This window comes from Actinosynnema sp. NPDC053489 (genome assembly GCF_044544865.1).
Lineage (GTDB): Bacteria > Actinomycetota > Actinomycetes > Mycobacteriales > Pseudonocardiaceae > Actinosynnema.
This window is the reverse complement of record NZ_JBITXT010000004.1, coordinates 77,101-89,883: the sequence shown is the minus strand read 5'-3', so window position 1 is coordinate 89,883 and position 12,783 is coordinate 77,101. Positions and strand designations below refer to the sequence as shown.

12 protein-coding genes are annotated in these 12,783 nt (G+C 77.3%); 10 read left to right on the top strand and 2 right to left on the bottom strand.

What is annotated here, in order from left to right:
* Positions 1-98 precede the first annotated feature (98 nt).
* The 7 genes from ACIGNX_RS10170 to ligD all read left to right on the top strand — a co-directional run bounded on the left by ACIGNX_RS10170 (position 99) and on the right by ligD (position 4,950).
* The gene (locus tag ACIGNX_RS10170) at positions 99-353 is read left to right on the top strand and encodes a hypothetical protein (RefSeq protein ID WP_396539205.1); all 255 of its coding nucleotides are present in this window, start codon (positions 99-101) and stop codon (positions 351-353) included.
* Complete coding sequence (locus ACIGNX_RS10165) at positions 314-496, top strand: hypothetical protein (protein WP_396539175.1); 183 nt, start codon at positions 314-316, stop codon at positions 494-496. The genes ACIGNX_RS10170 and ACIGNX_RS10165 overlap by 40 nt, the downstream gene beginning before the upstream one ends.
* 9 nt (positions 497-505) lie before the next feature.
* On the top strand, positions 506-1,195 hold the full coding sequence (locus tag ACIGNX_RS10160) for a carbon-nitrogen hydrolase family protein (RefSeq protein ID WP_396538349.1): 690 nt from the start codon (positions 506-508) through the stop codon (positions 1,193-1,195).
* Between the two features lie 41 nt (positions 1,196-1,236).
* Positions 1,237-2,016, top strand: a complete 780-nt coding sequence (locus tag ACIGNX_RS10155; RefSeq protein ID WP_396538347.1) for an SDR family NAD(P)-dependent oxidoreductase — start codon at positions 1,237-1,239, stop codon at positions 2,014-2,016.
* Between the two features lie 234 nt (positions 2,017-2,250).
* Positions 2,251-2,865, top strand: a complete 615-nt coding sequence (locus tag ACIGNX_RS10150) for a hypothetical protein (RefSeq protein ID WP_396538345.1) — start codon at positions 2,251-2,253, stop codon at positions 2,863-2,865.
* A complete protein-coding gene (locus ACIGNX_RS10145; protein WP_396538344.1) occupies positions 2,865-3,977 on the top strand; it encodes an MFS transporter in 1,113 nt (370 codons plus the stop codon). Before ACIGNX_RS10150 ends, ACIGNX_RS10145 begins: the two co-directional genes overlap by 1 nt.
* Positions 3,978-4,005: 28 nt before the next feature.
* A complete protein-coding gene (gene ligD / locus ACIGNX_RS10140) occupies positions 4,006-4,950 on the top strand; it encodes a non-homologous end-joining DNA ligase (protein WP_396538342.1) in 945 nt (314 codons plus the stop codon).
* On the opposite strand, the gene ACIGNX_RS10135 is transcribed toward ligD, so the two are convergent.
* The gene (locus ACIGNX_RS10135; RefSeq protein ID WP_396538340.1) at positions 4,947-5,768 is read right to left on the bottom strand and encodes a bifunctional DNA primase/polymerase; all 822 of its coding nucleotides are present in this window, start codon (positions 5,766-5,768) and stop codon (positions 4,947-4,949) included. The genes ligD and ACIGNX_RS10135 overlap by 4 nt on opposite strands.
* Positions 5,769-5,960: 192 nt before the next feature.
* Between ACIGNX_RS10135 and ACIGNX_RS10130 the strand changes: the two genes are divergently transcribed.
* Complete coding sequence (locus ACIGNX_RS10130; RefSeq protein WP_396538338.1) at positions 5,961-8,795, top strand: DEAD/DEAH box helicase; 2,835 nt, start codon at positions 5,961-5,963, stop codon at positions 8,793-8,795.
* Here ACIGNX_RS10130 and ACIGNX_RS10125 read toward each other — a convergent pair.
* Complete coding sequence (locus tag ACIGNX_RS10125; protein WP_396538336.1) at positions 8,749-9,576, bottom strand: alpha/beta fold hydrolase; 828 nt, start codon at positions 9,574-9,576, stop codon at positions 8,749-8,751. The genes ACIGNX_RS10130 and ACIGNX_RS10125 overlap by 47 nt on opposite strands.
* Before the next feature lie 116 nt (positions 9,577-9,692).
* On the opposite strand from ACIGNX_RS10125, the gene ACIGNX_RS10120 reads away from it, so the two are divergent.
* A complete protein-coding gene (locus tag ACIGNX_RS10120; RefSeq protein WP_396539173.1) occupies positions 9,693-10,061 on the top strand; it encodes an ATP-binding protein in 369 nt (122 codons plus the stop codon).
* A gap of 451 nt (positions 10,062-10,512) precedes the next feature.
* Positions 10,513-12,612, top strand: coding sequence for a putative bifunctional diguanylate cyclase/phosphodiesterase (locus ACIGNX_RS10115; RefSeq protein WP_396538334.1), 2,100 nt, complete (start codon positions 10,513-10,515; stop codon positions 12,610-12,612).
* Positions 12,613-12,783 lie beyond the last annotated feature (171 nt).

Genomic DNA, 12,783 nt, shown 5'->3' with positions numbered 1-12,783 from the left:
CGGCAGGTGGCCCTCTTGCCCGCGCACGGCAGGGACGGCACGTCGCCGGAGTACGGCTCGCTCGCCACCCGGGGGCGCACTCGCCCGGCATCGCCGACGTGGACGGCGACGGCGGGCAGGAGGTCGGGTACGGCTCGTCCACCGCGGTGCACGAGGGCGGGCGGTACGCGCCTTACGGCTGCGCGATGCGGGCCGCGGCCGCGGGCGAGGTGCTCTACGGCGGCTGCACCGGCGTGGACACCGGGCGCGGGATGGTCGGCGACGTGGTGCCCTCCGAGCCCGGCCTGGAGACCCGGGCGTCGGTGCCCGGCGGCTGCGCACCGCGGACAGCTCGGCCCTGCGGATCCACCTGAGCACGGAGGTCACCGGCCACAAGCCCCGCACGCCGACGCACGACCCGCGGTACCGCGTGGACGCGGCGCGGCGGCAGACCGGCTACGACCAGCCCGGCTCCTGCCCGGCCTCGGACGTGGAGTGGGCGAGGGTGCCCCGTTAGGGTCGACGGGTGATCACCCTGGCCGTGGCCCAGCCGCGCTGCACCGCCCTGGACGTGCCCGCCAACGTGGCGGCCCACGCGGAGGCGGTGCGTGCGGCCGGGGCGCGGGTGGTGGTGTTCCCGGAGCTGTCGTTGACCGGCTACCACCTCGACGCGCCGGTGGTGCCGTTCGACCTGCTGGAGCCCCTGGTGGCGGCGTGCGCCGAGACGGGCTCGGTGGCGTTGGCCGGCGCGCCGGTGGCCGGGCCGTGCATCGGCGTGCTGGAGGTGACCGGCGCGGGCGTGCGGGTGGCGTACCGGAAGGTGTGGCTGGGCGGCGGCGAGCCGGACCGCTTCCGGCCGGGTGACGCGCCCGCGGTCGTCGAGGTGGACGGGGTGCGCCTGGGGCTCGCGGTCTGCAAGGACACGGGCGTGCCGCGGCACGCGGCGGACACGATGGCGTTGGGCGCGGACGTGTACGTGGCCTCGGTGCTGGAGCACGCGCACGACGTCGGCGTGCTGGACGAGCGGGCGCGGCGGGTGGCGGCCGACCACGGCGTGTGGGTGGCGGTGGCGAGCTTCGCGGGCGGCACGGGCGAGGGGTACGGGTCGGCGGCGGGCCGTTCGGCGGTGTGGGACCCGTCGGGCGCGGTGGTCGTCGCCGCAGGCACGGGCGTGGACGAGGTGGTGCGGGCGGTGGTCCCGGGACGCGCCGGGTGACGTCGCCGGTGGCGGGCGCGCGTGGCCTCTAGAGTGGCGCCATGGAGGTCGCGGTGGTCACCGGCGCGGCGCGGGGCTTCGGGCGGGAGATCGCCCGCCGGTTGCGGGCCCGCGGGTACGAGGTCGTGCTGACCGACGTCGACGGCGCGGTGCAGGAGGCCGCCCGGGAGGTCGGCGGGCACGGGGTCGTCGCCGACGTGCGCGACCCGGCGGCGCACCGCGCGGTGGCGGAGCGCGCGGCGGCGCTGGGGCGGCTGTCGGTGTGGGTGAACAACGCGGGCGTGGTGCTCACCGGGCAGCCGTGGGAGCACGACGACGACGTGGTGCGGCGGACCGTCGAGGTGAACCTGCTGGGCGTGGTGTTCGGCTGCCGGGCCGCGGTGGAGGCGATGCGGGAACGCGGCGGGCGGATCCTCAACATCGCGTCGATGTCGGCGTTCGGGCCGGTGCCGGGGCTGGCGGTGTACGCGGCGACCAAGGCGGGCGTGCTCAACTTCGGGCTGAGCCTGGAGGGGGACCTGCGGCGGGCCGGTGTGCCGGTGCGGGTGCTCACCTGCTGCCCGGACGCGGCCGACACGCGGCTGGTGCGGGACGTCCGCGACGACCCGGCGTCGGCGATCCTCTTCTCCGGGGGCGGGCTGCTGTCGGCGCAGGAGGTGGCCGACCGGGCGGTGGCGATGCTGGACGGCCGGCGGTTGGTGCGGGCGGTGCCGGGGTGGCGGGCCGGGATGGCGCGGGTGGGCGCGGTCGTGCCGTCGGCGGGGTTGCGGGCGCTGGCCGGGTTGCGGCGGTTCGGCGAGCGGCGGCGCACCGGTCGGTGAGGTCGGCGCGGCGGCGGCCGCGCTGATCCGGAAGGCGCACGGGGTTGCGCCGGACGGGCGCGGTCGTGGGGTCGGTGGTCGCCCACCGGTGCACTTTCACCGTCCACAGTGGAATGAATGCGCGATCTTCTCCGTCACCCGACCGATGTCTCCGCATCAGTGCGGCCCCATCGTGGTGACCATCGCACCGACGCCCGCACAACGACGTGCGGCCTCACCGGGAGGTGCACCCCGATGATCCATTCCGTTCCCGCCGCGCACGCGGACGAAGCAGGGGCGCGGGCCGAGACCATGGCCCGGTTCCTGCGCGACGTACCCGTCCCCTTCACCCGCGTGCTGTCCCTGTGGGTGGGCTACCGCCTGCGCCGCGACCCCCGGCGACCCGACGCGCCGCACCACCTCACCCCCCGACAGGCCCACCTGCTCGGCTTACCCCCGCACGCGGAGGTGACCCGGCGCGAGGGCTACCTGGTGCCCCACCTCGGCGACGACGGCCCGCGCCTGGCCGCGATCACCGCCCTGGTTCACCAGCGCGCCCTCGACCTGGACGAACCGGGGCGCGACGAGCTCGACCGCGGCTACACGCCGCTCGGCGTGCTGGTCACCGGCGCGCGTCGGGCGACCCACTACGCCGCCACCACCCCGGCCCCCGACGACCCGGACTTCGCCGACCCGCTGCCCGACGAACCCGGCGACGTGCCCGCCCTGTGGTGCCAGGCCACGCTGCTCAGCGCCGGCCGGCCCGTCGCGCTGGTGCGGGAGACCGTCTACCGGGTGGCGTTCACCGGCCGCCGCCCGCCCGACCTGACGCCCTACCTGACCCCGGCGCCACCCCGCCTGGTGTCCTGATGCGCGCCCGGACCGCCGCGCTCGCCGCGGCGACCGTGGCGGCGGGGTCCAGCGGGTACGTGGTCGCGGCGGTCCTCACCGAGGTCGCCGCCGACCTCGGCGTCACCACCGGCGCGGCGGGCCGGGCGATCACCGCGTTCGCCCTGGCGTACGCGGTCGGCTCGCCGGTGCTGGCGATGCTCACCGCGCGGTTCGAGCGGCGGGCCCTGCTGGTGGCCGCGCTGCTCGTCGCCGCGCTGGGCAACGCCGGGGCGGCGCTGGCGCCCACGCTGGACCTGCTGCTGGTGGCCCGCGTCGTGACCGCGTGCGGCGCGGCGCTGGCCACGCCGGCGGCCACCGCGGTCGCCGCGCAGCTCAACCCCGGCCACAAGGCCAAGGCGATGGCGGTGGTGACGGCGGGGTTGACGGCGGCGACGCTGCTGGGCGTGCCCGCCGGGCGGTTCGTCGCCGACCGGCACGGCTACCGGGCGGCGTTCGTGCTGGTGGCCGTCCTGTGCGTGGTGGCGGCGCTGGTGGTGCGGTGCGCCGTGCCGACCGTGCGGCCCGGCGCGGCGGTGGGGTTCCGGCAGCGGCTCGCACCGCTGGCCGACCCGCCCGTGCGCCGGCTGCTGGCGGTGTCGCTGCTGGCGTGCCTGGCGACGTTCAGCGTCTACGGCTACCTCGGTCCGATCACCGGCCGCCCGCCCGACAGCGGCCACCTGCTGGCCTACGGGCTGGGTGGCGTGCTGGGCAACGCGCTCGGCGGCGTCGCCGCGGACCGGCACGGGCCGCGCGCTCCGCTGCTGGTGGCGCTGGGCGGGTGCGCGGCGGTGCTCGTGCTGCTGCCGGGCCTGCTGGCGGGTGCGACGGCGTTCGTCGTGATGGCCGCGTGGGGCGCGTCGTTCTGGGCGTTCAACCCGCCCCTGTTCGCGACCCTGGTGGCGCTGGACCCGGACCGGGCGAACCTCCTGCTCGCCCTGAACGCCTCCGCCATCTACTCCGGCATCGCCGGCGCGGGCGTGCTCGGCGGCGCGCTGGCCGCCCCGGCGATACCCCTCGTCGGCGCGGCCGTCGCCGTCGCGGCCGCCGTGATCGCCGCCACGAACCGCGAGAGGGGGCTGGTGCCGCGCTGATCGGCGCGATCCGGGTTAGGTTGCCCGCATGGCCGGAAAGGTGCCTTCGGTGGAGCTGGAGGTCGGGGACCGCGTCGTGCGGATCTCGAACCCGGATCGCGTCTACTTCCCCGCCCGCGGGGAGACCAAGCTGGACCTCGCCCGCTACTACCTGTCGGTCGGCGACGGGATCGTGCGCGCCCTGCGCGACCGGCCGTGCATGATGCACCGCTACCCCTCCGGCGTGACCGGCGAGAAGGTGCACCAGAAGCGGCTGCCCCACGGCGCGCCGCCGTGGGTGCGCACGGTGCGGGTGCACTTCCCCCGCTACGACCGGCACGCCGACGAGCTGTGCGTGGCCGACGTGGCCGACGTGGTGTGGGCGGTGCAGATGTCGACGGTGGAGTTCCACCCGTGGAACTCGCGGCGCGCCGACACCGAGAAGCCCGACGAGTGGCGCATCGACCTCGACCCGATGCCGGACTGCCCGTTCGACCGGGTGCGGCGGGTCGCGCACGTGGTGCGCGAGGTGCTGGCCGACCTGGGCGCGGTGGGCTGGCCGAAGACGTCGGGCGGGTCCGGGCTGCACGTCTACGTGCGGATCAAGCCGGAGTGGGGCTTCGCCGACGTGCGGCGGGCGGCGCTGGCGTTCGCGCGGGAGGTGGAGCGGCGCGCGCCCGACGACGTGACGACGGCGTGGTGGCGACGCGACCGCGACCCGCGCAGCCTTTTCGTGGACTACAACCAGAACGCCCGCGATCACACGATCGCCAGCGCCTACTCGGTGCGCGGCGTGCCGGAGGCGACGGTGTCCACGCCGGTGCGGTGGGACGAGATCGACTCGCTGGACCCGCGCGACTTCACCATCGCCACGGTGCCCGCGAGGTTCGCCGAGCTGGGCGACCTGCACGCCGGCATCGACGACGCCGCGTTCTCGATCGAGCCGCTGCTGGAGTGGGCCGACCGCGACGGGGTGGACGTCCCGGAGCCCTAGCGCAGCACGCGCGGCCGGCACCGGCCCAGGGCGATGCCGTTCTCGACGTGGTGCAGCGCCTCGCGCTCGGTCCAGCCCTCGACGCCGTCGTGCCGGGCGGCGGCGGACAGCAGCACGGCCACGGCGGTGGTCTCGTCCAGCCAGCCCGCGCCGACCAGCTCGCCGAGTCGGCAGGCGGCGGTGAACACGACGTGCGCGCGGGTGCCGGGCCGGGCCTCGCGGACCCGTTCGGACTCGCCCTCCAGCACCGCGGCCCGGTAGGCGTCGACCCGGCGCGGCGACGGCCGCTGGGCCGGGATCGGCGGGTGCTCCGGCGCGGGCGGGGTGAGCACGGCGACCAGCCACTCCGGCGCGGGCGCGACCGGGGCGTCCCGCAGCACGCGGTAGCGGTGGGGGCCGAGCGCCGAACCGGCGGCGACGACGTACCCGCCGACGCCCCGCGTGTCGACGTGCGGCGCGATCCGGCCGACCGTGTTGCCCAGCGGCACGTCCGGCGCGCGGAAGTAGCGGTGCTCTCCCCCGCTGGGCGTGGCCACGGTGTAGGTGTCGCGGGGGTCGTCCGCGCCGTGCTGCCAGGCCCGGCGGGCGAACGCCTGTCGGCCGTGCGGCACGTCGAGGTCGACCACCAGCAGCCCGGCCGGGCCGCACGCGACGCCGACGTTGTAGGCGTGGCGCGACCACCAATGCCCGATCCGGTCGCGGTCCAGGGTCGCCGCGTCCTCCCAGCCGCGCACCGCGGGTTCCTTGCCGTGCGGGCGCAGCGGGACCACGGGCCACCCGCGTGCCGCGGCGTCCAGCGCCGCCCGGTGCCTGGACATGCTCGTCCCCCTCGGTGTTCGGGCAACGGGGGAAGCGCCACCACCGTCCAGTGTGCCGGTCCGCGACCGCCGGGACGACCACCGTTCGGACCCGGGCACCGGCCGGTCGGGCCGGGGCGGGCTCGGCGATGTCCGACCGGGCGGGCGCGGGACGGCGACCCGTTGTCGGACCCGGGTGGCAGGATCCCCGGCGTGACCGTTCCCGCGGTGCTGCGCACGTTGGCCCGGCTCAGCGCCTCCGAGCAGCCGCAGCGGGTCCAGCTCGACCTGACCAGGACGGCCGGCCTGGTGTGGCTGGGCGCGGCCGGGTCCGCGTGGCGCGCCCTGACCCGGGACGGGGAGTCGCCCGTGCCGTGGACCGCGCGGCCCGACCAGCAGGCGACCGCGGACCGGTTGGCGTCCTTCGACGCGCTGCACCGGGAGGACCGGCTGCTGCGGCTGGGCTGGGCGTTCCTGTGCGGGCCGGCGACGGTCGGCGGCAGGCGTCGGCGCGTCTGCCTGCCGCTGGTGTCGCGGCCGGTCCGGCTGCACTCGGCCGCCGGGCGGCGCGCCTACCGCGTCCACGTCGCCGGTGACGTGGGCCTGTTCCCGCTGCTCACCGACTGGTCCGAGGCCGCGGGGCTGGAGGCGCGGCTGACCGGGGACGAGGAGTGGATCGGCGCGGTGCTGGCCGCGAGCGGGTTCTCCGACGTGCCCGTGCTGGGGCCGGAGCACGACCCCCGCGAGCTGATCGGCGGGGACCGGCTGGTGGTCGTGGCGGGCGCGGGGTTGCACGCGGGCGAGCCCGTCGTCGGCACCGAGCGCGGCGCGGCGCTCTACGCGTGGGCCCGCCGCGCCGGGGTGGGGTCGACGGCGCTGGCCCGGCTGTACTCCTCGGCCGAGGACGCGCCGGCGGCCGACGGCGCGGTGCACGGCGCGGCCGACGACGCGGTGCACGGCGCGACGCCGTTGAACCCGGACCAGCGGGCGGCCGTGGTGGCGGCCCGGACCGCGCCGGTCACCGTGATCGGCGGGCCGCCGGGCAGCGGCAAGACGCACGTGCTGGCCGCCATCGCCCTGGACGCGGTGGCGTCGGGCCGCTCGGTGCTGCTGGCCGCCCGCACCCGCAACGCCGCCGACGTGCTCGGCGAGGCGGTGCGGCGCGCGGGCGGTCCGGTGCCGGTGCTGTTCGGCGACTCCGAGCTGCGGCAGGAGGTGGCGCGCGAGCTGGGCGCGGGCCTGGCCGCCACGACGGTGAAGGGCGAGCCGGAACGGCTGGAGCGCGGCAGGCGTGACGCCGTGGCGGCCGTGACCCGGGTCGAGCGCGCGGTCGGCGCGGCCCTGCGCGACGAGGAGCTGGCCGGGGCGGCGGTGCGGTTCGAGGCGCTGATGGCGGCGCACCGGGTCGTCGCGCCGCGCGCCTTCGGCGGTGACGCGGACTTCGAGCGGCTGCACGGGTTGCTGACCCCGCGGCAGGGGGCGCTCGGCGCGCTGCGGACGCGGTGGGCGGCGCGCTCGGCGCGGCGGCTGGTCGGCGCGGCGGACGACGTGGACCCGGCGGACCTCGACGCCGCGGTGCGGGCCGCCGAGCAGTCCGCCGCGCAGGTGCGGGTCGCCGCCGCCGGCGGCACGTCGCTGGAGTCGTTGCGGGGGCTGCTGGCGGACGAGGACGTGCGGGCCCGGGCGGCGACCGCCGCGTGGCTGGCCGCCCTGGCGGTGAGCCGGCGCGGTGCGGGCGCCCGGCGGGCGGTGGCGGCGCTGGCGCGGGCGTTGCGGTCGGGCCGGGCGGCGCGGCGGCGGGCGTTGACCGACGTCCCGCCCGGGGACCTGGTGCGCGCGTTGCCGCTGTGGGTGGGGACGTTGGCCGACGTGGAGGACGTCCTGCCCGCCGCGCCCGGCATGTTCGACCTGGTGGTGGTCGACGAGGCGAGCCACGTGGACCAGCCGTTGGCCGCGCCCGCCCTGCTGCGCGCCCGGCGGGCGGTGGTCGGCGGCGACCCGCGCCAGCTGCGGCACGTCTCGTTCGTCGGCGAGCGGGCGGTGCGCGAGGCGGTGGCGGCGGAGGGCGCGGAGGCACTGGCCGACCGGCTGGACGTGCCGAGGGTCAGCCTGTTCGACGCGGGAGCGGCGGCGGCGGGCGTGCACTGGCTGACCGAGCACCACCGCTGCGCCCCGCACCTGATCGGGTTCGCCGCGACCCGGTTCTACGAGGGGCGGATGGCGCTGCTCACCACGCACCCGGCGATCGCGGACGCGCACCGCGTCGACGTCGAGCGCGTCGCCGGCGTGCGCGACGACAACGGCGTCAACGCGGTGGAGGTGGACGCGGTGCTGGCCCACCTGCGCCGCCGCATCGCGGCCGGTGCCCGCTCGATCGGCGTGGTGACGCCGTTCCGGGCGCAGGCGGACGCGGTGGAGCAGGCGGTGCTCGACCGGCTGACCCTGGACGGGATCACCGCGGGCGGGGTGCGCGTCGGGACCGCGCACGGCGTGCAGGGCTCGGAGTTCGACGAGGTGGTGATCAGCCTGGCGCTGACCGACGCCGACCCGCCCGCCGCCTGGCGGTTCGCCAACGACCCGCACCTGCTCGCCGTGCTGACGACCCGGGCGCGGCGACTGGTGCGCGTGATCACGTCGGCCGCCGCGCCGGTCGGGCTGGTCGCCGAGTACCTGCGGCACGCGGAGTCGCCGCCGGGCGGGCCCGCGGGCGTCGAGCCCGCCGACGGGTGGACCGCGGCGCTGGCCGCCGAACTGGCCGGGCTCGGCCTCGTCACCCGCACCGGTTACCCGGTCGGCCGGTGGCGGGTGGACGTGGTGGTGGGCGAACGCGCCGCGGCCGTCGCGCTCGACACCCGGCCGCACCCGGACGGCGCGGCGGCGCACCTGGCCCGGTGGCGCGCCCTGCGCGGCGCGGGCTGGCGGGTGCGCGACGCGTTCCCGAGCCGGTTCGGCCACGACCCGGCGCGGGCCGCGCTGGAGGTGGCGCACGAACTCGCGGCGGCTACGCCCCCTCGCGCAACCACTCCAGCGCGGCCGGAGCGGACGTGACGATCGAGATGTGGCCGTCCTCCGGCGACAGGCGCAGCTCCGCCGAGGGGCACCGGCGGGCCAGCCACTCGCCGTGGGCGCTCGGCACCACGCGGTCCCGGCCGCCGTGCAGCAGGAGGACGGGAACGGTCACGTCGGCCGGGTCGAACCCCCACGGGGCGACGTAGGCCAGGTCGTCGTCCACCAGCGCGGCCGGCCCCGCCGCCACGGCCGGGCCCACGACGTCGTCGAACCACGACCAGTCGCCGGCCAGGGCGGCGAGGTCGGCGTCGATGAACTCCGGGTCGTAGACCGCGCCCGACGCCTCGAACCGCTCCTTGGTCTCCCGACCGGCCTCGGCGGCGCGCAACGACGCCACCCCGGACGCGGCCATGCCGGCGAACCAGTCGAGCCCGGCCGCGGTCCGCGGGGCGAGCCCGGCCACGCTGACCACCGCCACCGCGCGAGGCTCCAGCGCGCCGCACGCGAGGGCGTGCGGGCCGCCGCCGGAGTGCCCGAACACCGCGAACCGGTCCAGGCTCAGCACGTCGGCCACGGCGGCGGTGTCGGAGGCGGCGGAGGCCACGTCCCTGCCCGGTCGGGGCGTGGAGCCGCCGTAGCCGGGGCGGTCGTAGGAGACCCAGCGCAGGCCGAGCCGGCGGGCGGTGTCGAACAGCGGCGCCGGCGGCGCGCCGGTGTTGGGCGTGCCGTGGTGCCAGAAGACGGGAAGGTCGCCCTCGCCGGAGTCGTAGGCGTGCAGCGCGCGACCGTCGGGCAGCCGAATGTCGATCTCCGTCACCACGCCCGGAGCGTAACAGCGGCGCACGGCGCGCGAATCGTGGTTTGGCGCTCCGGTGCAGTGGCTACCTGGTGCCTGCGCCTTGAGAACACAGGGTGCCGAAGGAGCGTGCCGTGAACATGGTGGACCTGCCCGACGACGAGCTCGACCCGGAGGCGGGTGGCATCGCCGAGTGGGCGCGGCGGTTCGCCGACGACGCCGACGAGCGGCGCGTCGCCGACCTGGTGCTGATCGCCGCGGAACTGGCGGACAACGCCCGCCGGCACGCCGAGGGGCCGTGCCGGACACGGGTGTCGCGGGTGGACGAGCGGCGGGTGCTGCGGGTCGAGGTCGAGGACGGCAGCCCGAGCCTGCTGCCCGTGCTGGGCCGGGCCGACGACCCGACCGCGGGCAGCGGGCTGCTGCTGGTCAACCGGCTGTCGGTGCGCTGGGGGTTCGACCGCGGCGGGGATCGGAAGGTGGTGTGGGCGGAGGTCCCGCTCGCGTGACGGCCGAGCGCGGGCGGCACCGCTTGGACGCGGGAGCGCGACAACGCGCCCGGTGTCCACCCCACCGGGAATACGCGAAAGCGCCGACGATTCCGGTGATCGCCCGCGAATGGCGGTGAGCCGGCGGCGGAATTCGCCGTCGGCACTGGCCAGGTGGTTGCCGAGCGCGCGCCGATTCGATGGCGCCGAGCGCCGGTGATGGGCGTTGTCGCAGGTGGGAGGCGGTAGCGGGCACAGCGAAACCGTGGCCCGCTCGGTTTCGCGATTTCCTCGGCATTTGCCCCCGGAGGTCGTCAACGGGCAGTCTGTGCGCCATCGTCGGTGCGCGGTTGGACGTCCTGGTCGCACCACGCCCCACCACCGCGTTCCACCACCGCGCGAAAGCACCGGGAGCCGCCGTGACCGATCCGCACCGGGTGCGCGACGGTGCCGACACCTCGTCGGGCCGCCGATGACCGCGCCGCTGCCCGCGGACGCGGAAGGGCCGCGGGCCCGCGCCAGGCTGGCGAAGAAGTGGGCCTACCTGCTCGACGCCCGCACGTTCGTGCCGGTGAGCGGGGCCGAGCTGGAACGGCAGTTGCTCGGCCTGGTCGAGCGGCTGTGCGCGGGCGTGGCGGCGGAGTCCCAGGCGCAGCGCGCCGGCCACGAGGTCGGTGACGCCCTGGTCGACCTCGGCTGCGCCACGGCCGAGGCGTTGCGGGTGTCGGTGGAGGTCGTCGGCAAGGGCCTGCTGGGCATGGCGTCCCTCGCGCCGCCGGACGTGCTGGGCCGGCGGGTGGCCGAGGCGATCGCCTCGCTGGCCGCCGCGTTCGTCGACCAGGCCCGCCGAACCGTGCTCTCCCAGCAGGAGCAGGTCGGCCGCTCGCTGTTCAAGGCGATGCGCGACGCGCAGGTCGAGCTGCTGCACAGCGAGGCCAGGTTCGAGCTGCTGGAGCACCACCTGTCCACGGGCATCGCGATCGCCGCCGCCGACGGCACCCTGGAGCGGTCCAACGGCGCGCTGGCCCGGATCGTCGACCGGCCGGCCGCGGAGCTGACGGGGTCCTCGCTGTTCGCCCTGGCGCACCCGGACGAGCGGGCGGCGCTGCGGGCGGAGCTGGCGCACCTCGTCGCGGACGGCACGGCGTCGATCACCCAGCCGCGCCAGCTGCTGCGCGGTGACGGCGAACCGGCGTGGGTCGTGCTCACCCTCGCGCCGCTGCGCCGGCCGGACGGTCCCGCGCGGGTGCTCGTGCTCGCCGAGGACGCCACGGACGTCAACCTGCTGCAGGGCCAGCTCAACCACCAGGCGCTGCACGACGTGCTGACCAGGCTGCCCAACCGCCAGTTCTTCACCAGCCGCCTGGAGCAGGCGCTGCGCACCGCCGACCCGGCCGCCGGCGTCACCGTGCTCCACCTCGACCTCGACGGCTTCTCCCGCGTCACCGGCGGCCTCGGCCGCGACGTCGGCGACCACGTGCTCAAGGTCGTCGCCGGCAGGTTGGAGGCGGCGGTGGCCGGGGAGGAGGCGATGGTGGCCCGGTTCGGGCACGACGAGTTCGCGATCCTGGTGCGGAACACGCCGACCACCCCCGACGTGGTGACCACGGTCCGGCGGATCAACGACCTGCTGTCCGAGCCGTTCCACTCCGGCGGTGAGCGGCTCGCGGTGTCGGCGACCATCGGCGTGGTGCACCGACCGCCGCGCGACTCGGCGCCGTCGGACCTGCTGGACTCGGCGGACCTGACGCTGCGGCGCGCCAAGGGCAACGGGCGCAGGCAGTGGGAGCTGTCGGACCGGGCGCAGGACGGCCGCGACCGGCGCGCGTTCAGCCTGGCCGCGACCATGCCCGGCGCGTGGGAGAACGGCGAGCTGGAGGTCCGCTACCGGCCGGTGGTGCGGCTGGCCGACGGGCGCGTGGAGTCGGCCGAGGCCGTGCTGCGGTGGGACCACCCGGCGCTGGGCGAGCTGCCGCACGAGCAGTGCCTGGCGCTGGCCGAGGACACCGGCCTGATCGTGCCGCTGGGCGCGTGGGCGCTGCGGGTGGCGTGCGAGCAGGGCCGAGCGTGGCGGCGGGAGCTGGGCCGGGACCTGCCGGTGCGGTGGGCGTTGACGCCGAGCCAGGCCGCGGACCCGGACCTGCACGCCGTCGTGCGGGACGTGCTGTCGGGCACGGGGTCGCCGACCGCGACGCTGCGGCTGGGCGTGCCGGTCGGGGTGTTGTTCGGCGAGCGCGGCGAGGCCGCGGACACCCTGAGGTACCTGGCCGAGGACGGGGTGGGCATCGAGGCCGAGGACTTCACCGCCGCGCCGGACGACGTGGTGCGCCTGCTGGACGGCGTGCCGGTGCGGGCGGTGCGGGTGGCCCAGTCGCCGGCGGCGCGACCGGGGTCGGCGGTGGCGCGGGCGTTGGCGGGGGTGCTGGCCGTGGTGCGTGACGCCGGCGTCGGCTTGACCGCCGCCGGCGTCACGGCACCGGAGCAGGCCCGGTGGTGGCGGGAGGTGGGTGCGGACACCGCGTCCGGTCCCCTGTTCGCTCCCGCCGGCCCACCGGACGTGATCACCCGATAGCGCCAGTCGCGGCGGGCGCTGTCGGGGAGCCGGTGGCCAGGTAGCCGGAGGTGGTGCTCTCCCCCGGCTTGACGGCCGCGTTCCGGAAGGGGTTGCGGGCCGTCACGGTGGCGCCGTCGGTGGTGACGGTCGCGCCCCAGGGCGTGCCGGACGCGCCCTGGGGGGCGGGAC